The organism is Anaerolineales bacterium, assembly GCA_003105035.1.
Taxonomy (GTDB): Bacteria; Chloroflexota; Anaerolineae; order Anaerolineales; family UBA4823; genus FEB-25.
Genome location: PQAL01000002.1, coordinates 1 through 23,257, shown reverse-complemented (window position 1 = coordinate 23,257; position 23,257 = coordinate 1). Strand labels below are relative to the sequence as shown.

Genomic DNA, 23,257 nt, shown 5'->3' with positions numbered 1-23,257 from the left:
TTTTTGTGCTGTAGAGCTGAGTGCAGCAAATTAAACATTAATCTTAGATGAATTCTGAAAGATTGCTTGCATAGTTAACAAAAATGATGTATCATCTTCAAATGTAACAGAACTTTCATGTTTTCCTGAATTGTATGATTCTTGCTACCGATATACGGAAGAGGGACGCTATGGAAACAAGCGATCAAAGAATCATTGATTTCAGCCAGATCATCAGCGATCACTACCAACAACTTACCAAAAGTGAGAAGCGTATTGCCAATTACCTGCGGAAAAACCAGGAGGAATCTGCCTTTCTTTCCGCGGGTGAGATTGCCGACCGGTTGGGTTTAAGCGAGGCTACCCTGGTACGCTTCGCCCGTACCCTTGGGTTCGCCAGCTACCCGGCCATGCGGACTGTTATTCAGGAGGCTTTCAGGCAAAGAGTCACCCATTCAGCCCGCCTGCGCGGCAGGCTTGAAGACCTGCGCCAGGGCGGCGATATCTTTGAGCGGCTGGTCGTTTCCGAGATCGATTACCTGACCTTATCCCTTGAGACAATTGATCGTCAATCTCTGAATCGGGCTGTGGAGATGATCCGCTCACGTAAACGCATTTTTATCTTTGGAGTTGGACCATCTGTCTCACTGGTAAATTTAATGGAAATTCGGTTAGGTCGTTTTGGGTGGCAAGTTGTTCCACTGACCACTGCCGGTAGAGAAATGCTGGAACCGCTGTTGTCAATGACCGATCAGGACCTCTTGTTTGCGATATGTTTTTTTGATATCTCGGGGACTCTGCAGCTAATCCTGGATTATGCGAATGAAATCAAATGCCCGGTGATCATCTTAACCGACACGCTTGGCTCAATCATAGGTGATAAAGCAGACGTGGTGCTCTCTGCAAAGCGCGGTCCTGTTTCAGAGTTCCATTCCTTGGTTGTGCCTATGACTATTATTAATACTCTTCTATTGGCAGTTGCTCAGGAAGACCAGGGGTATGTAATGACAAACCTGGATAAGCTGGATCAAATGCGCGCGCGCCTGAAGAAAACCAATGAAACACTTTACTAGGTAGAGTGGATTACTCGGAGCTTATTCATGCAAATCCCTGCGACCTCCTCACAACCCTTCTTACTGAAGCTTCAGGCTAGTTCCCGTAGATTCTTTCACTGGCTGACCAAACCACACGTCGTCTTAGCTTTGATCATGCTCGGGCTGATGGCCATAATGGTCGTCAACCCTCTATATCAACTGGTTGAGACCACGTTTACCTGGCAGCCTGTTGATACCAGCCGTATCCCTGGTGCTGTGAACGGTGAATTCACGCTTTTTCACTGGATCAGGATGTCGACGGGGATATTTGGCCGAATATATACCTACACCCCCCTGATGCATTCGATGACCATCGCCATGGGCACGGTTGTCCTTGCTCTAATCATCGGCGGTTCGCTGGCTTGGCTGGTTGTGCGTACCGATATGCCTGGTAGAAAGCTTGTCACCTCACTAGCGGTTTTGCCCTACATTATGCCTTCCTGGACATTAGCTCAAGCCTGGCTGGTGCTGTTCAAGAATAGGACAGTCGGTGGAGCCCCGGGAATGATTGAATCCATTTTTGGAGTAAGTCCGCCCGACTGGTTGTCGTATGGACCCGTGCCGATTATCATTTGTTGTGCGCTGCACTATTACACCTTCTTTTTTCTATTTGTTTCAGCAGCGCTGATGTCGATCGATTCCAACCTTGAAGAAGCAGGAGAACTGATGGGTGCTGACCGATGGCGTATCTTACGGAAGATCACCCTGCCGTTGGTTCTACCGGCTTTACTGTCTGGTTTCATTATGACTTTCTCCAAGGTGATGGGCACGTTCGGCGGACCGAATATCCTGGGCTCACCGGTTCGGTATTATGTGGTTGCTACCATGATCCGAGGCAGTCTGGCAGCTGGAGACAAGGCTGATGCCTTCGTGCTGGCGATCGTCCTGATCATGTTCTCCATGGTAACCATTTCGCTCAACCAGAGACTGACCGGTACGCGCAGGAGTTATGAGACAATCGGGGGGCGAGGGTTTGTCTCCAATCCAAGTAAATTAAGGAATATGAAGAAGGTTCTCTTTGTGGTCGTGATCAGTTTTCAGCTGATGGTTCTTGTAGTACCGTTGGGATTGCTGATTTATGACACATTCCTGCTGCGGACGGGGGATTACAGCTTAAGCAATCTGACTTTGCAGAACTGGATCGGACAACCTAACCCGTTGTACAACGACGGCGAACCGGGAGTCCTTCTTAACCCGAAAATCTACAAAACCGCCTGGAATTCCATACGGCTTGCCTTGTATACATCGTTTTTCACCGCCCTGCTTGGTGTCCTGCTTGGATATTCCATCGTTAAAGGCCGTGGTACCCGGCTTGCTAAGCTGATCGACCAGCTTGCATACATTCCGTATGTCATCCCGGGCATCGCTTTTGGCGCGGTTTATATTGCCATGTTCGCCAAGAAGATAGGACCATTGCCTTCCTTATATGGAACATTTGCCCTGTTGGTGATTGTCTCGGTGGCTAAACACATCCCCTACTCTTCGCGTTCAGGGGTCTCAGCTATGATGCAGGTGGGGCACGAACTGGAGGAGGCTGCCCAAGTGTCCGGTGCTAGTGTCTGGCAGCGTTTCAGACGTGTCATCTTTCCGCTAACCATGAGTGGTTTCATTTCCGGTTTCCTGCTGACGTTTATCACTACCATGCGCGAGCTGTCCTTAATTATCCTGCTTGTCACCCGTGACACCCAGTTGCTGGCAAGCCTGACCATGAGGTATATCGAAGCCGGAAGAGATCAAATGGGGAACATTGTCGTCCTGATCTTGATAATCATCACAATCATAGGGAACGCCATCATCAGTCGCTTCTCAGGCGGCAGTCTAAAAAAGGGTCTCGGGATGTAAAGCGAGGACTTCATGGAAACAACCATCAGTATAAAAAATTTAACAAAAAAATTTGGTAAAGTGGTTGCCCTGGATCATGTCAGCTTGGAAATCGAACCAGGGAACTTCGTAACACTTTTGGGGCCATCTGGGTGCGGCAAGACGACGCTGCTGCGCTGCGTGGCTGGTTTGGAAGACCCAGATGGCGGCGAGATCTATATTGGTAATAAGTTGGTTTTTTCTTACGACAAGGGTATTTCGCTTGCCTCCAGTAAGCGCGATTTAGGGTTGGTTTTCCAGAATTATGCCTTATGGCCGCATATGAAGGTGGATAAGAACATTACTTTTGCCCTGGAAATCCAGAAAATGCCCAAGGCTGAGATGGAAAAGCGGGTGAAAGAATCGCTCAAAGAAGTACAGATGGAAGGCTTTGAAGATCGTTATCCACGCGAAATGAGTGGAGGCCAACAGCAGCGCATTGCATTAGCTCGTATGCTCGCCTATCGCCCGAAGGTGTTCCTGATGGACGAACCGCTCTCAAATCTGGATGCCCGCCTGCGCATGGACATGCGCACCGAACTCAAACGGTTGCATCATCTTTCCGGCGCTACCACCATCTATGTGACCCACGACCAGGTGGAAGCATTAACCATGTCCACCATCATTGCTATCATGAAAGGAGGTGTTGTGCAACAGTATGATACCCCCGATAGGGTCTACCATTTCCCCGCTAATCTTTTCGTAGCGGATTTCATTGGTAATCCAAAAGTGAACTTGCTGGATGGTGTGGTTAGTGGGAAGAATTCTGTCGACCTAGGGAAATTTATGATCACGATAAATACCGGTAACGCATATGGCAGCGTAGTAGTAGGCATTCGGCCTGAAGATATCGCCATATTCTCCCAACCTCTCCCTGAAGCAGTGGAGTTCAGCGCCTATTCCGTCCTGCCCTCCGGAGCAGACTCGACCATTATTGCTCGCCTGGGTGAGATGGAACTGACCGTTAGAGTCATGGGCATCAGCAAAATCCAGATGGATGACCGGATCTGGTTAAAATTTAATCCTGAAACGCTAAACCTCTACGATAAAGCAAGCGGAAATTTGATTACCCCCAATAATTAATCAAGGATCATGGGAATCACTAGATGAATTAATGACAGTTGTAATTAATGAAATGGGAGAAAAAACCATTGAAAGGAGGACTATTCAAACGAACTCAAAATAAACTCAGTGCTTTGGATTTTTTCACTTATTTTCAGGCTAACTAACAGTAAGGAGGATGTAATGAAGATTTTTGTGAGGTTTTTAGTAATTTGCATTTTGTTCAGTATCATTACCAGTTGTACTACCACGGCTACCCCAACAACAGCGCCTGCAATCGAGCCAGTAGCATCCACGACTGTCCCTGAGCCATCACTCACCCCGAACGAACAATGGGCAAAGGATAACGGTTTTGGTCCTTACCAGCCAGCCACTGATGACTGGGAGGCTATCGAAGCTGCGGCAATTAAGGAAGGGAAGGTGACAGTCTATGCCAATTCAGGCGGAGTTGAGGATTTGCCTGATGCATGGTATGCCCTATACCCAGACATTGAATTCGATGTTGCTGACACCGATGGCATCGATACCAAGATGGCTGCAGAGCAGGAAAGCGGGAATGTGGTTGGGGATGTTTGGTTCAACAGCGATGGGCACATCCTGTTTGGCCAATTCGTTCCAAACCAGTGGTTATGGTCGTTCGTTCCAAGGGATGTGTCTATCCCTGAGCTAACTGATGAGCGTCCGTTTGCAGTCGCGCGCCACTCGACCGATGTAATCGGGTATAACAACAAGATCCACCCGGATGGCTGTCCACTCACCAACATCTGGCAGCTAACAGAACCCGTTTACAAGGGTAAATTCTTCATGGAAGACCCGATGTCAGACGTCAGCACCATGGCAAAGATTGCCACTTTCGTTCAAAATGCAGACGAAATGGCCCAGGCTTATAAGGATCTTTATGGCAAAGACTGGACTGCCGATGAGCTTGCAGTAGCGGATGCTTCTGGTATGGTCCCGGAGAATGCCGGCTATCTGTGGCTCAAGAAACTGGCGTATAACGATGTGGTGGTTCTTGACGATGGCGATATGGTGGATGCAGCCTTTGCCGGGCTTGAATTACCCGAAGGCGAAGAACCTGGTTTTGGTTGGACAGGCTACTCGAGCTACGAAGCTACCCAAGAAGGCGAATTGAACATGGCTCCTTGTTTTGGTATGGAACCGGTCATGGGCATCTTCAAGACCAGCTTCCTTGCTGTAGCCAACAATGCCCCACATCCTAACGCAGCCAAACTCTTCATCCGTTTTATTCTCTCGGAAGCAGGTTTTGAACCCTGGAACGAGATTGGTACATACCCAGCGGCTGAAGGTCTTCCAGTCTTTGAAGACAACCTGCCTTTGGATGAGCTACTGCCTCAGGTCTGGGAGATGGATCCAGTCTTCGACTGGGAAAACGTTAGTAAAGTACGCGATTTTTGGGCGGCTAGCTTGCTTGTTGCTCCTTAATCAGAATAAGCTGCTCATAACTTAACCCTAGCTCGCTGTGCTTTTGGGACACGGACGCAGTCTGTCCGTGTCCCAAAACAATAACGTAATTGTTTGTCAAATAATTATTATTGTTATTTTGTCTTTTTGAATACCGGAATTCGAATTAATCCAGATGGGAAGGATTTAGATTCTGGTTTTAAGGGAAAATATAAATGACTGTCAAGACCGTATTCTTCGATATGGGTGGCACAATAGAAACATTTTGGTATTCACCAGAAATGCGTCTGCAGGCTACACCTGGACTTCAACAGCTTCTTTCGGCTCATGGGATAGATCTACACCTATCCGATGCGCATTTATATGACCTGGTTACAGGTGGGCTTGCACGCTATCACCAATGGAGGCTGGAAACCCTCGAAGAACTACCAGTGAGTGCGGTTTGGCGTAATTATATCTTGGCTGATTATCCGTATGACTTCCCTCGGCTGGATGCAAATGCCGATGACTTGATGGTCTGGATTGAAACTCACTATTATTGCAGACAGATGCGGCCCGAAATGCCATCAGTGTTAGCTGAAATTCAAAATCTGGGATACAAAATCGGTCTGATCAGTAATGTCACCAGCCATGGGCAGGTGCCTCAAAATTTATGCCAATATGGAATAAAACAGTATTTCAATCCGATTGTATTATCGAGTGAATATGGGCGACGAAAACCTGACCCAGCAATATTTCACTATGCAGCCCGTCTATCGAATAGCCCCACTAGTGAATGCATATATATTGGAGATCGCATATCAAGAGATATCGTGGGTTCAAAGCGAGCCGGTTTCAAGCTCGCCATCCAGATCAGGCACGCTTTTAACCATGGTGAGAGCGATGACGGGGCTATACCTGATCTCATCATTAGCAACATGATCGAGCTGCTGGACCTGCTTAAACGTGAATATCGCAACCGCTTACAGAAAGCCAAGGGAACAAAGCTGTCCCGCAAGATTAAAGCGGTTTTATTTGATGCAGATGGGGTGCTTTACTATCGAAAAAACAAGGATCAGGAGTTAGCCCCCTTTATAAAACAACACGGGATTCCTTGCCCCGACAATTTAGAGTCAGAGATCGCTAAACTCCGCCATCAGGCATTCGTCGGACAGATGTCCTTTGAACAATACAAAGCTGGCGTCCTTAACCTGTATGGTATCACCGACCCCAATCTAGTGGCTGAAGGGATCGCCACAGCAATCCGGGAAAAAGAACAGGTCCACTTTTGGAACGATACGCTTGAGACTTTGAAAATACTGAAAGCACGTGGGTTATATCTTGGGATCATTACTGACACAGCTCACCCTTTGCATTTCAAACTCAGCAAATTAGAGCGCGGCGGTATTGGAAACCTGTGGGATTCGATCATTCCATCCAGTGAGGTAGGTGTGCAAAAGCCGGATCCCCGGATATACCGGTTGGCGTTAGCTCAATTGGGAATCGAAGCCGATCAGGCAATATTTGTTGGTCATAAGTCCTCCGAGTTGGAAGGAGCCCAGAATAGTGGCATAACCACGGTGGCGTACAATTATGAGCCAGGCGCTAAAGCTGACATTTTTATTAGGCAATTTTCTGACTTGAGTCAATTGGAAATACTAAAGTAGCTATCATATTTGAACCTGAGCACTGGATTTTGATGTGAACGTATCATGACAGCTGAAAACCTACCCACCACTGCCTCGATGTCGACCATGTGGGCTATCACCAATTATTCCGATCTGAATGAATTTTTTCGGATTGCAAAGACCCTGGGGGCAACAAAAATTGAGCTGAATCACCAGATTGATTCACTAATGTTATCTATTGTGAATTGGAATCACTATCAACTCAGTAGTATCCACGAACCCTGCCCGGCGGACGTCTCCACCAAGGAACTGGTCAATCGTGATTGGGTGATTTCATCCAATGATGAAGACTGCCGCAGGCAAGGTGTGCGAGCGGTGATGAATAGCATCCAGCTGGCATCAGAAAGAGGCGCACCAATAGTCGTCGTCCATTGTGGGAACGTGGCTGCCGACATGGGACACGAAAACAAATTACGAGGATTATTCAAGAAGAGCGAAACGCACACGACTGAATACCAAAAGTATAAAATTGAAATCAGTCAAGCACGTACGGCGAAGGCTGCTCCACGTCTGGATGCTGTCAGAAAAAGCCTGGATGAGCTACTCAAGTATGCTGCGACCCGTAATGTCATACTCGGGTTAGAAAATCGTTATCACTATATGGATATCCCCGTCATGGATGAAATGGAAGAGCTGCTTGACCTGGCAGACCCAGGCCGGCTGGGTTTTATCTACGATGTGGGGCATGCCCAGGCACTTGACCGCCTGGGGTTTTTTAAGCACGAGGATTGGCTTAAACGGTACGCTTCCCGCATGGTTGGATGCCACCTGCATGATGTGAACGGTTTGACCGATCACCTTGCACCTGGGTTGGGAGAGATTGATTTTGGTATAATCGCACATTACCTGCCGGATACTGCATTTCGGACCCTTGAGCTCCGACCTGGCAACACACTTGCACAGGTTAAACATGGATTACTTCTTCTGGTTGAGGCTGGCTGTATTAAATATCTGTAGTTGGTGAGGAGTGGTATTATGCGCAGTTATTTTAAAAAGCGAGAGAGCGTCTTCATCAAGCTGATCCATGATCAAGCCGCGCTAACCTTGCAAGGCTTAGAAGCCCTGAAAGCCTACATGGCTGAAGACACGACCGCGGCTGCACGATTGGAAACCAATGAGAAAGAAGCTGATGAAGCCCGGAGAATCCTGATTTCTGAGCTGAATAAGACCTTCGTCACCCCCTTCGATCGGGAGGATATCTTTTCACTATCACGCACCATAGATGATGTGCTGGATTATGCTTACAGCACGGTGACCGAGATGGAAGTCCTACGCGTGCGCCCAACAGCGTTCATGCTGCGAATTGCATCATTACTCAGGGATGCGGCTTATGAATTGTTGATGGCGGTTGACCGCCTGGAGCTCCATCCTGAAGTTGCCAATGAGCATGCCCAGCGGGCTAAGACCCTTGAAAACCGGGTTGAGGAAGTCTACCGAGAGGCACTGGCCGATCTCTTCAGCGGTGCGGAGGATATCAAGCATGTGATGAAGATGTTGAAATCGCGCGAGGTTTATCGTCATCTCAGTAATGCGGCTGACAGGGGTGACGAAGCTGCCAATGTCATCGCCGATATCGTCGTGAAGATCACGTAGGAAGACCATACCAATGAGCCCATTAATTATCGTCATCATCATCTTGGCTCTGGTCTTCGATTTCTTAAATGGAGTCCACGATTCGAGCAACGTCGTGGCGACCATGATCTCTTCACGGGCATTACCCCCTCGGGTTGCCTTGTGGATGACTGCGGCTGCGAATTTTGTTGGCCCGTTCATTTTTGGCGTGGCAGTCGCGGAGACGATCGGCAATGAGGTGGTTGAATCGGCGGCGATTAACCTGCTGGTGATCTTGGCCGCCCTGACCAGTGCCATATTATGGAACCTGCTCACCTGGTACTTGGGGTTCCCCAGCAGCTCGTCACACGCATTGATCGGCGGTTTGATCGGCGCGGTGCTCATCGATGCAGGCTGGAGTGCCATCATGCTGCCAGGCTTGCTCAAAGTCTTGCTCTCCTTGTTCCTATCCCCGATGATTGGCTTCGCCTTCGGTTTCATTGTCTTACGCTTGATCTACCTGGCCTGCTGGAATGCATCGCCAAGGGTCAATAAATACTTCAATCGTGGTCAGATTCTCACTTCTCTTTCTCTGGCGCTCTCCCACGGTACCAATGATGCTCAAAAGACGATGGGCATCATCACCCTGGCATTGGTCACCGGAGGATATTTATCAACTTTTGAAGTGCCCAAATGGGTCATCCTAGCTTGTGCAACGATGATAGCGGCCGGTACAGCCCTGGGCGGGTGGAGGTTGATCAAGACCCTGGGCGCGAAATTTTTCCGCATCCGACCCGTGGATGGATTTTCTTCTCAGCTCGCTTCCTCGGTCGTGATCTTGAGCGCTTCATTAGTAGGAGGTCCGGTAAGCACCACCCAGGTGGTCAGCTCATCCATCATGGGTGTCGGGGCTGCTGAGAGAAAGAACAAGGTACGCTGGGGCGTTGCGCAGGAAATCGGCATGGCCTGGCTCCTGACCATCCCGGCTACTGCGCTGGTGGGGGCTGGCATTTATTGGGTGATCAGCTTGATCATCGGTCTATTTAATTAATAATACTGAAACCGCATATGAATAACATTCCAAAATATGACCTGGTGTGTATTGGCAATTACACCAAGGATACAATCATTTCTCCGGCTGGTACACGCTACGTGGATGGCGGTGCAATGAACTATGCTGCGCATGCTGCCAATCGGCTTGGAATAAAAGTCGCTGTGGTGACTCGCCTGGCCAAAGAGGACCAGCGCGTGGTGGATAAATTCACTCAGGCGGGGATTGACTGCTTCGCCACCTATACACCCACATCGACTACGATGCGATTGGAATACCCCACGCTTGACCCGGATTTCCGCTCCCTGTCCGTAGCCAGTACCGCCGGGTCGATCACGGTTGAGGAGGTGGCTACGCTGCAGATGAAGGCAGCGGTGATCGGCACAAGCCTGCGGGGTGAGGTCGGCCTGGATGTCATACGCTTTCTTAACGAAAAGCAAGTCCTGCTGGGGGCTGACATGCAGGGATTCGTACGCGTGCTGAGAGGTCAAAGCTTGAAATACGAAGCATGGGACGAGATGCCCGAAGCGCTACCTTATATTGACGTGCTTAAGAGCGATGCAGTCGAAGCGGAGCACCTCACTGGCGAAAGGGATATCCACAAAGCCGCTGAAATGTTTGCCGGCCTGGGGGCAAAGGAAATCATTGTCACCCATCGAGATGGGCTGCTGTTATTTGCTGGTGGTGAATTTTATTCGGCCGGGTTCTACTCGCAGCAGATGGACGGCCGGAGTGGCCGTGGGGATACCTGTATCGGGGCGTACATGGCCATGCGCCTGTCCATGCAGCCATACCAGGCCATGGTGTGGGCTGCGGCAGTCACCAGCCTGAAAATGGAAAGACTGGGCCCGTTCGATCGCCCGATCAGCGAGGTGGAAGAATTATTGCTGGATAAATACGAGTATGCGGTGCCACCTCAACATTTATCTAAATGATCTGGCACCGCACACCAAACTCAGGTTTATTACAACCTGTGTAAATCAACCTCTGATTTCAATTCAATTACGCCAATGTTACAACCCGTAGTGAGCCGCATTTGCATCGGCAATCGCTTGTATTTGCGCGATATGTAGCTCATCGCCTTCACCTTCAACGAGGTGACGAAACCGCTTTTGCCCCCGCAGATATTCGGTCACGGGGACACGCTTGGGGATTTTGCGTACCTTGAGAGGTTGGCCCTGAAAAGCCTCATAGATTGGCACAAGACCTGTTTGGACAGCTAACTTGGCCAGCTCGATGGTTGATGCGGATTCAAACCCCCACCCGATAGGGCATGGGCTGTGAATTTCGATATATTTCGGCCCCTCAATCGACAAAGCTTGCTTTACTTTGCGGGTGATATCCTTGGGATAGGCAATCGACGCGGTAGCTACGTACGGAGCGCCATGTGCCATGACGATAGCAGGCAGGTTTTTCTTCGGGCGTTCTTTGCCCCAGGACTGTTTACCCACCGGGCTGGTCGCTGTGGAAGCGCCCACAGGCGTGGAGCTGGAACGCTGCACACCGGTATTCATGTATGCTTCGTTGTCATAGCAGATATAGGTCACATTATGACCACGTTCCAACATGCCTGAGAGTGCGCCCAGACCAATATCGTGCGTGCCACCATCGCCACCGATGATGACAACCTTAACCTTATCGGCAAGCCCGCGTTTTTTGAGGGCGGCTTCAACCCCTGAGGCGACTGCTCCTGCGTTTTCAAACAGGACATGCAACCAGGGGACACCCCAGGGCGAGTAGGGATATTGAGCGGAAAAAGTCTCCAGGCAACCTGTCGGGCTGACCACAATCACGTCCGGTCCGGTCGCTTCCAGGATGGCGCGCACGGCAATGGTAGCCCCGCAGCCAGGGCAGGCGCGATGACCAGGTGTGAAGAGCATTTTGTCATATTTGTCAAGCAAGAGTTGATCCATAAAACATCCTCATCTACGATAATGAAAATAGGTCGTCCGGCGTAGAAACGCTCGGAGAAAATATCGAATATGCCAGGCAGGCTATACTCTAAACGATGGCAGGGTATCCGTCTTCAATCCGATGAATTCGGCCTGGTTGGGAACACTGCCGGTATCCAACGCCCGCTGAGTGCGTTGGACAACCTCACGAATGGTTTCCAGATTTACTTCTCGCCCACCAAAACCGACCATCATGCCTAATATCAGGGGGCGTTTGGGTGCATCGTATAGTGCCGATTTGACATCGGTGGCAAGTATCCCTTCGAAACCGAAAGACAGGGCCCGATCCAACACAGCCACCGCACCTGCATGGCTGATCGCTTGCCTTAGTGCTTCAGCTGGAAAAGGTCGGAAACTGCGCACTTTGACCAACCCGACCTTTGTCCCCTCACTCCGCAGGATATCTACAGCTTCGCGCAGGGTACCGATCACAGAGCCCATGGCTACCAGGATTACTTCTGCATCCTCCGTGGCATACGTGTCAATCAGGCCACCCCGATAATGCCCAAAGCTGGCTTCAAACTCACGCGCCACAACTTCGATTTTGTTGATGGCCCGCAGTGCAGCCTGCTGACCCATGTAATGAAATTCCATGGTGTTTGGCTCATCGGTTCCGGAACCAAAGACCATGGGCTTTTCAGGGGTCATATAATGGATGGGTACGTATGGAGGCAGGAAAGCATCTACATCTTCCTGGTTAAAGGTCTTTACCGGCTCATAAACATGCGTCAAAACGAAGCCGTCCATGCATACCATGATCGGCAACAAAATATCGTGATCCTCGGCAATTTTGAACGCCTGGATATGGGTATCATAAGCTTCTTGAACATCCTCCACATAGAGCTCGATAAGGCCTGCATCGCGAAAACTCATCGTGTCCTGGTGGTCAGGCTGTAAACCAATCGGGGCAGTGATCTGGCGATTCGCACCGGTTAATACCACCGGTAACCTTGTGCCAGCCAGGTAATAGATCATCTCGGTCATCAAGAGCAGACCTTGTGACGATGAGGCGGTGTAGGTGCGCACGCCTGTGGCACTGGCACCTGCTAAAATAGAAATTGCAGAAAATTCTGAGTCTGCCCGGATGTACTCAGCCTCGAGCTCGCCATTGGCAACCATCTGGGCGAGAAACTCGATGATGTGGGTTTGGGGCGTGATAGGATAAGCAGAGACCACTGCTGGTCGGCAGGCTCTGACAGCCTGCGCGACTGCCATTGAGCCTTCCATTACAGATAGTTTACCTTTTGCCATTTCTCACGCCTCCTCGCTCACCATTTGAATTGCATCCCGAGCACATACTTCGGCACAAATACCACAGCCTTTACAAAACTCGAAGTCAACAACAGCTTTCTCGTCCACGATGGCCATACAGCTGTCGGGGCAGAACGTTTCACAGATCGTGCAACCATTACAAGCTTCCAGGTCGATTTCGGGTCGGCTGTAACGCCAGCTCCCCGTTGGGTATGCCAGGGAGGTGCGTGCAGCTACTACTGAAGCGAAATGCAAGGGTTGCCCCGGTACGCCTGCCACCTCTTCCCGCAGCCATACGGAGGGACGCCCCACTGCCTGGGCGGCTTTCTTTACCTGAACTGGGGCTGCCCCGTCACGGATAAATTCATAACCCAGCTTTGCGGCGCGGCCATTCTTTTCACCCAGTGAACCGGGAAAGCGATGCTGGAACGCATGTGTGATTGCTTCAAGGCTGACCTCACCGGTAACGGCAGCCCAGGCACCTAGCATGGCGGGATTAACGAACGGATGGCCGAATACCTCGAGGGCGATGCGCGTGGCTGGAACTGCATAAACCGGTGCATCGACGGACCACAGCAAGTCGGCTGGTGATTTTTCACTGTCGATCAGTGCCAGCCCGCCAGGTTTAAGACCATCCAACACATCCACCATGTTTGGCAGGGTATGATCCATGATGATGACATGGTCAGGCTGATTGACGCGGTAGCGCACTCGCACCGGATGCTCGTCCAGGCGGACGAACGCCTGTACCGGAGCACCTCTACGCTCGCCTCCGAAGGCAGGGAACGCCTGACCATACTTACCATCCTCGAAGGCTGCCACAACCATTAATTCAGCCGCCAGGACTGCACCCTGGCCACCTCTTCCATGAAGCCGTATTTCTTTCAAGATTTTTCTCCCATCTCTAAATAAAATAAAGGTTATAAAAACAGATCATTATTGGCAGGCCAGAACCAATCTCTTCACCAACGCCCGGGTGAACTCGACCATAAATTGGTTGCGATGGCGGGGTAGAGCATTTGAAACGGTCGCATCTGCAGCCGCCTGGGCGCTGGAAATATTGAGCGGTTGGCCAACAAGGGCTTGCTCAGCCAAGGTTGCTTTGTAAGGAATGACATAAACCGCATTAAGGCAAATTCTGGCAGTCTTCACTAAACCATCTTGTACTTCAATCGCAGCTGCTCCATTTACGATCGGAAAATCAATCGCTTTGCGGAGGGCGAATTTTTCAAAGGCGCTCTTGCCGTGCGGCTTTGGCACATGGATCTCAGTCACAATTTCATCGTCCTCCAGTATGGTAGTCCGGCACTCATCGACTTGGAAAAAATTCTGAGCGCGGATGATACGCCTGGAGGTCTTTATCTGAGCATTCAACGCAATGAGTGCTGGTGCGGTATCGCTCGGGTGTACCGCGATACAGCCTTCTTCCACACTTCCGCCAAAGATGGAGTGATAGCGATCGTCGCCAGTAAGTGCGTAGCAGCGACCGGCGCTTTTCCGCAAGCAGGGGAAGCGGTTATTGGGGCTGCGATAATACCAGCAGCGGATATCCTGGCAAAGATTACCGCCCAGCGTGCCCATCTCACGCAGGTGAGGCGATGCGGTTCGACTGGCTGCTTGGGCTAATGCAGAGTACTGGCTTTGAATGATCGGCTCAGCGGCAATATCTGCTAACCGGGTCAATGCACCTATCTTGAGCATTTCATTTTCGTAGTGGATAAAATCCAGACCTGGGATCGACTTGAGATTAATGATCGCCTCGGGATAGGCTGGCATGACCTCATCCTTCAATTTTCCAAGGAGATCAGTCCCTCCCGCGATGAGATTTGCCCTGCCTCTATAGCGCTGCAAGAGCAAGACGGCTTCTTCGATGCTGGTGGCATTTATGTGGGTGAATTTATTCATCGCGGTACCCTTAGATCTTCCCCAGAGCTTTTAGTACTTTGTCTGGAGTGATAGGAAAATCGTCCACCCAGCAGCCGATCGCGTTATATACAGCCGGGCCAACCAATGCCGGGATGATCGTAGCCGTGGCTTCACCAATACCTGATGCTCCATATGGGCCGTGCCCTAATCCGGTCTCAATAAACGGTGTGTCGATTGGCCCGCAGTCGAGGATCGTGGCATATTTATAATCCAGCAGGTTGCCATTGAGCAGCACACCCGTATTGGGGTCCCAAATCATCTCTTCGGTTGTCCCACGGCTCACACCCATGACCGTGCCACCATACATCTGCCCCTCTACTCCTTCAGGCGAGACTGCTTTGCCCACATCATTAACGTTGACCACGCGGGTCACCTCCACCTGGCCTGTGTCGGGGTCGACTTCGACTTCCATGAAATGTACCTGACGGCATAAGCGTGGTCGTCCGGTTTCATTCGCCTGACCCCAGATACCCTGATTGTGCCATGCCCAACCGATGATGGGCGGCTGAGTCCAGAAGGCACTAGAAACATGCATGGGTACCGAGCGGGCCACAATCTCCCGGACTGGAAGGGCCTGCGTAGGATCGGCCCTGAGAAAAACTAGCCCATCCTGGATCTCAAGCTCTTCGGGATTTTCTACTTTGAACTTTTCAGCCGCCAGTTCAAGAAGCATCTGCCTGGCTTTGTGGGCGGCCTTGCGCACAATGTTTCCATTGGTGACTAAATTGCAGGAGCCATCAGGTGACATGAGCACAAATCCGGTATCGCCGGTCCAGGGCTTGATATGCACGCTTTCGAAGGGAACCCCGATCTCATCAGCCACAATCTGGCACAGTGGCGTCCACGGATTCGGGCCAATGTCCACATGCTGTCCAATGATGGTGACCGAGCCGTCATTTTCGATCATCACGGCAGCTGAACCTGCGCCGCGTGTATCGTCCCAGTTGTGAGACCAGGTGAAGGCAATCCCATGCAGCTTGCCATTCTCTAATCGCCGGGTACCCGGCAAGTGCCATTTCTCATTCCAGCCAATAACCCGTTTACCGGTTTCGACACATTCCTTGAGACTATCGCGAGCGGGGAATCCATACTCACGTTTGTACTCGTCTAGATAGCTGGTATCATGCCCATGGCTACCATCATTTAATAGAGCTACCTCAATGGGATCCATCTTCAATGTCGCCGCGACATGATCAAAGATCAGCGTCAAGGCCAGGCAACTGGTCAGATGCTCACAACGTGCCCACCAGGCTGGACCAATGCTCACATCCACCGGGGTTGCCTCGCATGCCAGGTTCTTGATGCGCGTGTTATCCACAAAATGGTCAATCCCTGTGGCAGCCAGGTAGACAGCGAAGATGTTTTTCATCTGAACCGCGGTGATGGTTCCGTCATTCTTGAAGCCCACCTTAAAATCGCTTACCGCCATATCACCAGATTCACCGAAGAAAGTGTCGCGCCGGTCGTAGAGCATCTTGACCGGACGTCCCGTTGCCTTCGATAACAGGCTGGCTAAAATATTGATGCCGTTTTCAGAGTGGTTGGCCGGGTTGCCACGACCACCGAATGAGCAACCCTGATAGAGGGTGTTGACGGTGACTTTGTCCATGGGGAGGTTGTGCCATTCAGCGATCAGCTGCTTGGCGATGTAAGGTTGTTGCTGGTGCACCCACAGCTCCAAGCGGCCGTCCAGCCAGCGCACCAAGGCGCTGGGCATCTCCGCACCAGCCCACAGGTGCGGCCGGCGTCGGGCTTTGAATTCTATCACCTGATCAGCTTCCTTAAAACCTTGCGCCACATCACCCACCTCAAAAAACTTGCGCGGGTCATGAACCTCATTACTCGAAGCACCTAGGCGCAAGATAGGTGCATCAGGTTTAAGCGCCTCTTCCTGGTCAAGGACAAAGGGCAGCTCCTCCCATTCAATGCGGATGAGGCTCAAAGCTTGCTGTGCGATATCTTCACTTTCAGCGGCGACCGCGGCACCCATCGGTTGTCCTTCGTACCAGGCTTCATCTGCCAAGACCAGGTGAATTGGTTTTAGAGCCCATCCAGCCAACTTTGGGCGTGACCATCCCTGGGCAAAATAACTGCCATTCAATATCCGGCCGCTGATTTCTGGATCATCATAACGTAACACAGCCCTGACCCCGGGAAACGTCTCCGCCTGTTGGGTATCCATCGATATGATTCTTGCATGGGGATAGGGTGAGCGCAGTACTCGCGCATATAATGTCCCGGGGAGTTCCATGTCGCGCGTGTAAAGTGCTTTTCCGGTCGCCTTCTCATAGCCATCCAAACGACGTTGACCACGCTTGCCAATCTCCCTGAAGGCTATATCCAGCGGCTCAGGACCGACGTTGTACTGCCCTTCTGTGCGTAGCTTCTGATAGGATCCCGGTTCGTCCGCCATGGTCATCTTCCTTCCCTGAGAACCTGAGCTGCCTCAAGCACTGCTTTGGGATGTTGAGGGTAGGTACCGCAGCGGCAAAGGTTACCCGCCAATGCTTCCTTAATTTCTTCCTCAGTTGGATCGGCATTGTGGTCAAGCAACGCCTTGCCAGTCACAATAAAACCGGGCGTGCAATAGCCGCACTGCATGGCATGCTGCGTGACATACGCTTCAATCAAAGGATGGTGGTCAGCTGAAATCCCTTCAATGGTCTCGATGGTCTTGCCCTTACACTCGATCGCAAGCGTCATGCAGGAGAGTACCGGCCGGCTATCAATGTTGACCGTGCAGGAGCCACAGGCGCCTCGGTCGCAAAACGTCTTCGTTCCGGTAAGCCCTAAGCGGTCATGGATGACATGGTGCAGTGTCCATTCTGGCTCTACATAAAGCTGATAGGCTTGTTTATTTATCGTGAGCTGGATCACGCCATCAGGCAATGGAAGCGGTTCTGTCGAGTGTTCGGCGATGACATGTGTTTTCAGTGCATCGAATGCATCGACCGTTACCGCACAGTAAGGGCACAGATAGGAGTCCGTCATCTGGTTGAGCACCTTTCGTATCTCATCCCATCACTGGTTTGTCTGGCGCCGCACAGCGCGTAAGAGAACGGATTGTCTTATGCGAGCATCATAATCGTTTCTGAAATATTTGAGGGTATCCAGCACCGGGATCGAAGTGGCCTGCCCCAACCCACACAACGAGGTAAGAGACAATACCGTGGATAATTCCGACAGAGTGTTGATATCTTCGGGTTGACCATCCGCCTTGGCCAGTCGTTCCAGAATTTCGAGCATTACCTCACTCCCCTCCCTGCAAGGAGTGCATTTCCCGCACGATTCTTCAGCGAGAAACTGGATAGTGCGGGTGACAAAATCCAATGTGTCTCGGCTGTTATTCAAGACAGTGATTGCACCTGAACCCAGCACCGTCTCAAACGCCAGAGGTGTCTTGAGCGACGCAAACGGGATGACCGCACCTGTCGCTCCACCAACCTGGACCATCTTGATATCTTTGGCCCCAGCCCAATCCAGGACGATTTCATCGAGCCGGCTGCCCATTACAAACTCACACACGCCGGGCCTTGCCACGTCTCCACTGACGGAAAAAACCTTGGTGCCTTTACTCTTTTCGGTCCCAATTTGATTGAACCATGCCGCGCCATGCAGCATAATCAGGGGAATGTTCATCAGGGTTTCGACGTTATTGATTACCGTCGGTTTACCCCACAAGCCCTTGCTCGGCGGATAGGGGGGTTTGAAACGGGCTTCACCCCGTTTGCCCTCGATCGAGTCCATGAGCGCAGACTCTTCTCCACAAATGTACGCACCTGCACCCTCGAAAATTTCTATATTTACATGCGCCAGGAACCCCGTGGCTTTTACCTGGGCAATTGCATCCAACAATTGATCAAGCAAATAGTGATACTCTGCGCGGAGGTACATGAAAGCTCGTTGCGCGCCTATGGCATAGGCTGCGATCGCGATCGCCTCAATCAGGGTGAAAGGATCTTGTTGCAAGATGTAACGATCCTTAAACGTCCCTACCTCACCTTCATCCGCATTGCAAATAAAATATTTCTCGTCACCGGCAGATTTTCGGGTAAGCTCCCACTTCAATCCACAGGGAAAACCCGCCCCCCCGCGGCCCTTTAAATTTGAAGCTTTGACCTCAGCGATAACCGCTTCGGGTGTCATACCCAATGCCCGATTTAATGCCTTGAATCCATCCTGTTCCAGGTAAGTGTTGATGTCCCTGGGATCTATAACCTGACAATTTTTGAGAACAAGTTGCTTTTCTGGCATTCTTTTCCGCTCTACGGATACGCCTGAAGGACCTTAACAATCTTGGCGGGGGTCAGGCAGCCGTGCAGATCATGGTTCAGTAACATCGCCGGGGCCTGGTCGCATGCGCCAATGCAATTGGTTAATTGAAAGGAAAACCTGCCGTCTGGAGTTGTCTCACCGGGTGAGATGCCCAACTCTTTCTGGATGGTCTCCACCACCAGCTGCGAACTTTTGAGGTAACAAGGAAAGCACTTGCATACCCGGATGACATTCCGGCCTAATGGCTTGATCGAGAGTAAGTGGTAGAAAGTTGCTACGCCGTACACTTCGCTGACAGAAAGACCTAATGATACTGCGGTCTGCTCAATAAATTTCTCAGAGATGTGGCTGTTACGCTCATGCTCAGCTTGCAGCAATGACAGCAGTTGCTCACGTCCTTTGACGGTCAACTTTTCAGGCATTGGTTACCTCTACTTTCTCCGGTAGCCTCAAGGCCTGGGTCGGGCAGTAATCGATGCATTTTCCGCAATCTCGACAGGCTTCGGTGACCAGGGCTACATCACAATCCACCACCACTTTAGAGCCATAGCCTCGATACGCGATGGAGAAGATATTCTTTTTAGCAATTTCATTGCATACCGAAACACATCTGCGGCATAGAATGCATTTTGACATGTCGCGGAGAACATAGGGATTGTCTACCTCTATAGGATAAGAACGGCGCTGCCTGACACGGAATCCACTACGCCGTACCTGCAAATCGGAGCACAATTTATGAAGATCGCACAGCTCGCAGGTGGGGTCGGTGACGCAGATGGCATCGTGTGCGGCTTGCAAAAGCTCGACGTTAGCTCGCCGCGCAGCTAAAACCTTGGGGGAATGTGTGCGAACCACCATCCCAGGTGCAACCGGAGTATGGCAAGCGCCAACCAGTGTCCGTGAACCTTCCACTTCTACGGCACAAATGCGGCAGACACCTGTGGCATGCAGGTCAGGGCTATAACAGAGCGTCGGAATCTCGATACCGATCTGCTCGGCAGCTTGTAAGATGGTTAGGTCCTCCTGGCAGCGGGTTGCTTTACCATTTATTGTTAGCTGTACTTCTGTCATATGCTTACCTCGCCCAGTATCTTCCGTCACCCGCCACTAATAGCAACCGAGAGATGGATCACGTCATCGTCTTGCACTTTGTAATTTGGCTGTTCAACACGATGATTTACCAGGATCGAAGATACTTCGTCAGGAGGAATACCCAAGCCGGTGACTATCTCGTGCAATGTTTTCCCCACCGCATCGGTAAGGATCAACCCTTTGTCAGGGTCGTAACCTGGCTGGTACATTCTTCTCAAAATTGGGTTGAGATCGACTCGGACAGACATCGGGGTTTCCTCATTCTCGTTCCTACCGTTTGGAAAGGAAGTATATCATTATGAGTGTGCGGTAGAACCACTGATTATGCCTGGATTGTGAGAAAGGGTCAGGTGATAACTCAAGAGAACCTGCATGATAACTAATTCTTGAAAAGAGGAACCCTCGTCCGCACCCTGCTCAACCTGCGAAGCCTTATCAAAAATATGACCCGAAATTACCTGGACCGGGTGTTTAAATGATGTGCCGAGAATACAAAAGCTGTGCGAAGAATTCATTCCGAGACATGATGAAAAAGTGGGGTAGAAACTCCTGGCAGCCAACGCTTGGGTATTCATGTAACCAATAATGCTACATGCTCAAGGAACAATCAAAGACGATATTAATTCGGGTTTACAAAATGCTCAAATTGTAGTAATGTTATGTTGTAATTACAACTTTGGAGTATAACAGACTTCTTCATGCTGTCAAGTAATTACCTTTGTCACTCAGACTTTACAATTAGCTTACTCTTTAATCTGTTTCACTACTTCTCTTCATTAATCGGAGATGCTATAATCCAAATGAGCAATACTGCACTAAGTTAATATTTACCTGACCATGCGAAAGGAAAGAACTTTCTCAGATAATTGAATTATGCCTTCCTGCATTGTTGCTAAATGCTGGCATATTTTCAGCCGCTGAGCTAAGTTTGCAAACAAGCCACCGCAAGGTGATAAACGTACAACGATACTAATCTGAGGAGCGATCAAGATGATTCTGGACAAATTTCGCATCGATGGGAAAGTTGCAGTCGTCACTGGGAGCCGCCGTGGCCTGGGAAAAGGGATTGCCCTTTGCCTGGCTGAAGCGGGAGCTGATATTGTGAGTTTTGATCGTAATGATCCAATCGAGTTGCGCTCTAAAGTACTGGCCTTGGGTCACAAGCACGCCTGGAAACAAGTGGATTTACTGACTGCTACCCCAGATGACTTCGCACGCCTGATTGATGAGGTAGTGACCGAATTTGGCAAGCTGGATATCTTGGTAAATAACGCTGGCATCTGCCCACGTCAACCGATCTTAGAATACTCCGTGAAAAACTGGCAGAATACACTCCAGGTCAACCTGAATGCGCCCTGGTTCCTCGCTCAGGCTGCTGCCCGGCAGATGGTAAAGCAAGGCCAGGGGAAAATCATCAACATCGCCTCGCTATTGTCACACCAGGGTGGTTTACTCGTCCCTGCCTATACGGCTTCCAAGCACGGTGTCCTGGGCTTCACCAGAGCCATGTCGAATGATCTGGCACCCAAGGGCATTAACGTGAACTCGATCACCCCCGGCTATATGCATACCGATTTAACCGACCCGCTGGTGAATGACCCTGAATACCACCGTGAGAAAATCGACATCGAGGCACGCATCCCGATGGGGCGTTGGGGTACGATCGAAGACCTGCAAGGTGCAGCCCTGCTACTTGCCTCGGAAGCCGGTGCTTATATCCATGGAACCAATATTGCAGTAGATGGTGGGTGGCTTGCCTGGTAGTCAAATCGTAAAAAAATCCCTGGTCTTCTGCCGATAAGTTGACCAGGGACGAATCCATCCCGTTTTCAAAATAGACAGGCGTCAATTCACTCAGACGCGTCTCCATAGCAGATGGACCTGATTTCCGGCCGGGTCCGTCTGCTTTAAAAATGCGGCTTTAAAATCCTGACCCACCTTGGGTTCTTCCAGCTCGACTCCCTTAGCTCTGAGCATTTCAGCTGCCTTGTCAAAGTCAAACACCCTTACCGCGATGTGGCAACGGTCTGTTTGACCCTCTTTCATGAGCTCAATCCGGCCAGGACCGCTGGCTTCCAGCATGATACTCGATTTGCCATCTTGAACCTTGAAGCCAAATACCTGCCCGTACCATTCTGCCAGGCTTTGCGCGGAAGACCCAGCGTAAGGATACAAGGCCACATGTTCAATCCCCGCGATGGGAGACATGCCGCGCGCCTCGCGAATCCAGGCTAAGACCTGTGCCACGCGCTCCGAAATTGCATCATAGTTGCCTTCCGCCAGCCATTCCTTCCTGATCAGGTTGCCGCCGATCCCAACCGCTGCTACCCCAGCGTTAAACCAGGCGAAGATACTTTCACGGGTATCACTCACGCCGCCGGTGGGCATGATACGCGTCCAGGGGCAAGGACCCAGGATCGATTTTACGAACTGTGGACCACCGACCGAATCGCCTGGAAAAACTTTGACAATCTCCACACCCAGCTCTTCAGCCTCAGCGATCTCTGAGGCGCTGCCGCAGCCTGGGCTGTAAGAGATCTTGCGGCGGTTGCACAGCCGGGCTACTTCAGGATTTAGGTTTGGGCCGACAACAAAGCTGGCACCTGAAGCTATGTACAGGGCAGTCGTCGGCGCATCTACAATGGAGCCCGCCCCCAGGATCACCTTCGGGTCAGCCTTGGCGAAGTGCTGTGAAAGCTCATGGAACACATGTGGCGCAAAGTCGCCCCGGTTGGTAAACTCTGCCACACGTGCCCCTCCAGCCACGCAGGCTGCTACGATCTTTTTTGCCACCTCAACATCCCGATGATAGAACACCGGGATGAGACCGGTTTCTACAATCGTGTTGAGCACGGTGAGGCGGTTATGATTTGCCATGTCTAATCTCCTAAAGATAATATAAGACCGCGTGCTTGTTCAGAACGCGGTCGGGTTTTCTTGGATTGAAGCTCACGAACCGGCTGCTACCATCTGTTCCAAGAGCAGCTGGGTGCGATAAGCTTCCTGAGCCGAGGTAAGTGGTGTGGTGCGCTGCTGTACACAGTTGATAAAATGCGTGATTAACTGCTCGAATCC

General features: G+C 50.8%; 20 protein-coding genes and 1 pseudogene. 10 read left to right on the top strand and 11 right to left on the bottom strand.

Annotation, left to right across the window (positions count from 1 at the left end; translation table 11 throughout):
• The first annotated feature begins 134 nt into the window (after window positions 1-134).
• From C3F13_00395 to C3F13_00355, 9 genes are all read left to right on the top strand, one after another.
• Window positions 135-1,052, top strand: coding sequence for a hypothetical protein (locus C3F13_00395; GenBank protein ID PWB56570.1), 918 nt, complete (start codon window positions 135-137; stop codon window positions 1,050-1,052).
• 27 nt (window positions 1,053-1,079) lie between these two features.
• Window positions 1,080-2,915 (top strand): iron ABC transporter permease, encoded by a 1,836-nt coding sequence (locus C3F13_00390; protein PWB56569.1) that lies wholly within the window; start codon window positions 1,080-1,082, stop codon window positions 2,913-2,915.
• Between the two features lie 12 nt (window positions 2,916-2,927).
• Window positions 2,928-4,016: a sugar ABC transporter ATP-binding protein gene (locus C3F13_00385; GenBank protein PWB56568.1), complete on the top strand. Its 1,089-nt coding sequence runs from the start codon at window positions 2,928-2,930 to the stop codon at window positions 4,014-4,016.
• 162 nt (window positions 4,017-4,178) lie between these two features.
• Window positions 4,179-5,438: a hypothetical protein gene (locus C3F13_00380; GenBank protein ID PWB56567.1), complete on the top strand. Its 1,260-nt coding sequence runs from the start codon at window positions 4,179-4,181 to the stop codon at window positions 5,436-5,438.
• A 194-nt stretch (window positions 5,439-5,632) separates the two neighbouring features.
• The gene (locus C3F13_00375) at window positions 5,633-7,063 is read left to right on the top strand and encodes a hypothetical protein (GenBank protein ID PWB56566.1); all 1,431 of its coding nucleotides are present in this window, start codon (window positions 5,633-5,635) and stop codon (window positions 7,061-7,063) included.
• 45 nt (window positions 7,064-7,108) lie between these two features.
• Window positions 7,109-8,041 (top strand): hypothetical protein, encoded by a 933-nt coding sequence (locus C3F13_00370; protein ID PWB56565.1) that lies wholly within the window; start codon window positions 7,109-7,111, stop codon window positions 8,039-8,041.
• A gap of 18 nt (window positions 8,042-8,059) precedes the next feature.
• Entirely contained in the window at window positions 8,060-8,677 is a 618-nt protein-coding gene (locus C3F13_00365; protein ID PWB56564.1) for a DUF47 domain-containing protein, read from the top strand.
• Between the two features lie 13 nt (window positions 8,678-8,690).
• The gene (locus tag C3F13_00360; protein ID PWB56563.1) at window positions 8,691-9,686 is read left to right on the top strand and encodes an anion permease; all 996 of its coding nucleotides are present in this window, start codon (window positions 8,691-8,693) and stop codon (window positions 9,684-9,686) included.
• Window positions 9,687-9,703: 17 nt separating this feature from the next.
• Window positions 9,704-10,621 carry a hypothetical protein gene (locus tag C3F13_00355; protein ID PWB56562.1) on the top strand — a complete coding sequence of 306 codons (918 nt, stop codon included), beginning with the start codon at window positions 9,704-9,706 and terminating at the stop codon, window positions 10,619-10,621.
• 78 nt (window positions 10,622-10,699) lie between these two features.
• Here the strand turns inward: C3F13_00355 and C3F13_00350 are convergent, their stop codons facing one another.
• The 10 genes and pseudogenes from C3F13_00350 to C3F13_00305 form a co-directional block, all read right to left on the bottom strand.
• Entirely contained in the window at window positions 10,700-11,566 is an 867-nt protein-coding gene (locus C3F13_00350; protein ID PWB56730.1) for a pyruvate ferredoxin oxidoreductase, read from the bottom strand.
• Window positions 11,567-11,680: 114 nt separating this feature from the next.
• Entirely contained in the window at window positions 11,681-12,889 is a 1,209-nt protein-coding gene (gene porA / locus C3F13_00345) for a pyruvate ferredoxin oxidoreductase (GenBank protein PWB56561.1), read from the bottom strand.
• Between the two features lie 342 nt (window positions 12,890-13,231).
• Window positions 13,232-13,777: pseudogene (locus C3F13_00340) on the bottom strand (pyruvate ferredoxin oxidoreductase).
• Between the two features lie 48 nt (window positions 13,778-13,825).
• Window positions 13,826-14,794: a molybdopterin dehydrogenase gene (locus tag C3F13_00335; protein PWB56560.1), complete on the bottom strand. Its 969-nt coding sequence runs from the start codon at window positions 14,792-14,794 to the stop codon at window positions 13,826-13,828.
• Between the two features lie 10 nt (window positions 14,795-14,804).
• Window positions 14,805-17,234 (bottom strand): xanthine dehydrogenase, encoded by a 2,430-nt coding sequence (locus tag C3F13_00330; GenBank protein ID PWB56559.1) that lies wholly within the window; start codon window positions 17,232-17,234, stop codon window positions 14,805-14,807.
• Window positions 17,231-17,806, bottom strand: a complete 576-nt coding sequence (locus C3F13_00325) for a (2Fe-2S)-binding protein (protein ID PWB56729.1) — start codon at window positions 17,804-17,806, stop codon at window positions 17,231-17,233. The genes C3F13_00330 and C3F13_00325 overlap by 4 nt, the downstream gene beginning before the upstream one ends.
• A gap of 30 nt (window positions 17,807-17,836) precedes the next feature.
• The gene (locus tag C3F13_00320) at window positions 17,837-19,069 is read right to left on the bottom strand and encodes an NADH-quinone oxidoreductase subunit F (protein PWB56558.1); all 1,233 of its coding nucleotides are present in this window, start codon (window positions 19,067-19,069) and stop codon (window positions 17,837-17,839) included.
• Window positions 19,070-19,080: 11 nt separating this feature from the next.
• On the bottom strand, window positions 19,081-19,512 hold the full coding sequence (locus C3F13_00315) for a hypothetical protein (protein PWB56557.1): 432 nt from the start codon (window positions 19,510-19,512) through the stop codon (window positions 19,081-19,083).
• The gene (locus tag C3F13_00310) at window positions 19,505-20,161 is read right to left on the bottom strand and encodes a hypothetical protein (GenBank protein ID PWB56556.1); all 657 of its coding nucleotides are present in this window, start codon (window positions 20,159-20,161) and stop codon (window positions 19,505-19,507) included. The genes C3F13_00315 and C3F13_00310 overlap by 8 nt, the downstream gene beginning before the upstream one ends.
• A gap of 26 nt (window positions 20,162-20,187) precedes the next feature.
• Complete coding sequence (locus tag C3F13_00305) at window positions 20,188-20,430, bottom strand: hypothetical protein (GenBank protein PWB56555.1); 243 nt, start codon at window positions 20,428-20,430, stop codon at window positions 20,188-20,190.
• A 742-nt stretch (window positions 20,431-21,172) separates the two neighbouring features.
• Between C3F13_00305 and C3F13_00300 the strand changes: the two genes are divergently transcribed.
• The gene (locus tag C3F13_00300) at window positions 21,173-21,946 is read left to right on the top strand and encodes a 2-deoxy-D-gluconate 3-dehydrogenase (GenBank protein ID PWB56554.1); all 774 of its coding nucleotides are present in this window, start codon (window positions 21,173-21,175) and stop codon (window positions 21,944-21,946) included.
• A 90-nt stretch (window positions 21,947-22,036) separates the two neighbouring features.
• Here the strand turns inward: C3F13_00300 and C3F13_00295 are convergent, their stop codons facing one another.
• A complete protein-coding gene (locus tag C3F13_00295) occupies window positions 22,037-23,059 on the bottom strand; it encodes a hypothetical protein (GenBank protein PWB56553.1) in 1,023 nt (340 codons plus the stop codon).
• Window positions 23,060-23,257: the final 198 nt, after the last annotated feature.

Excerpts from the sequence above, each read along its gene's own strand:
- C3F13_00395 (PWB56570.1), top strand. The coding sequence starts at position 135 with ATGATTCTTGCTACCGATATACGGAAGAGGGACGCTATGGAAACAAGC.
- C3F13_00390 (PWB56569.1), top strand. The coding sequence starts at position 1,080 with ATGCAAATCCCTGCGACCTCCTCACAACCCTTCTTACTGAAGCTTCAG.
- C3F13_00385 (PWB56568.1), top strand. The coding sequence starts at position 2,928 with ATGGAAACAACCATCAGTATAAAAAATTTAACAAAAAAATTTGGTAAA.
- C3F13_00380 (PWB56567.1), top strand. The coding sequence starts at position 4,179 with ATGAAGATTTTTGTGAGGTTTTTAGTAATTTGCATTTTGTTCAGTATC.
- C3F13_00375 (PWB56566.1), top strand. The coding sequence starts at position 5,633 with ATGACTGTCAAGACCGTATTCTTCGATATGGGTGGCACAATAGAAACA.
- C3F13_00370 (PWB56565.1), top strand. The coding sequence starts at position 7,109 with ATGACAGCTGAAAACCTACCCACCACTGCCTCGATGTCGACCATGTGG.
- C3F13_00365 (PWB56564.1), top strand. The coding sequence starts at position 8,060 with ATGCGCAGTTATTTTAAAAAGCGAGAGAGCGTCTTCATCAAGCTGATC.
- C3F13_00360 (PWB56563.1), top strand. The coding sequence starts at position 8,691 with ATGAGCCCATTAATTATCGTCATCATCATCTTGGCTCTGGTCTTCGAT.
- C3F13_00355 (PWB56562.1), top strand. The coding sequence starts at position 9,704 with ATGAATAACATTCCAAAATATGACCTGGTGTGTATTGGCAATTACACC.
- C3F13_00350 (PWB56730.1), bottom strand. The coding sequence starts at position 11,566 with ATGCTCTTCACACCTGGTCATCGCGCCTGCCCTGGCTGCGGGGCTACC.
- porA (PWB56561.1), bottom strand. The coding sequence starts at position 12,889 with ATGGCAAAAGGTAAACTATCTGTAATGGAAGGCTCAATGGCAGTCGCG.
- C3F13_00335 (PWB56560.1), bottom strand. The coding sequence starts at position 14,794 with ATGAATAAATTCACCCACATAAATGCCACCAGCATCGAAGAAGCCGTC.
- C3F13_00330 (PWB56559.1), bottom strand. The coding sequence starts at position 17,234 with ATGACCATGGCGGACGAACCGGGATCCTATCAGAAGCTACGCACAGAA.
- C3F13_00325 (PWB56729.1), bottom strand. The coding sequence starts at position 17,806 with ATGACGGACTCCTATCTGTGCCCTTACTGTGCGGTAACGGTCGATGCA.
- C3F13_00320 (PWB56558.1), bottom strand. The coding sequence starts at position 19,069 with ATGCCAGAAAAGCAACTTGTTCTCAAAAATTGTCAGGTTATAGATCCC.
- C3F13_00315 (PWB56557.1), bottom strand. The coding sequence starts at position 19,512 with ATGCCTGAAAAGTTGACCGTCAAAGGACGTGAGCAACTGCTGTCATTG.
- C3F13_00310 (PWB56556.1), bottom strand. The coding sequence starts at position 20,161 with ATGACAGAAGTACAGCTAACAATAAATGGTAAAGCAACCCGCTGCCAG.
- C3F13_00305 (PWB56555.1), bottom strand. The coding sequence starts at position 20,430 with ATGTCTGTCCGAGTCGATCTCAACCCAATTTTGAGAAGAATGTACCAG.
- C3F13_00300 (PWB56554.1), top strand. The coding sequence starts at position 21,173 with ATGATTCTGGACAAATTTCGCATCGATGGGAAAGTTGCAGTCGTCACT.
- C3F13_00295 (PWB56553.1), bottom strand. The coding sequence starts at position 23,059 with ATGGCAAATCATAACCGCCTCACCGTGCTCAACACGATTGTAGAAACC.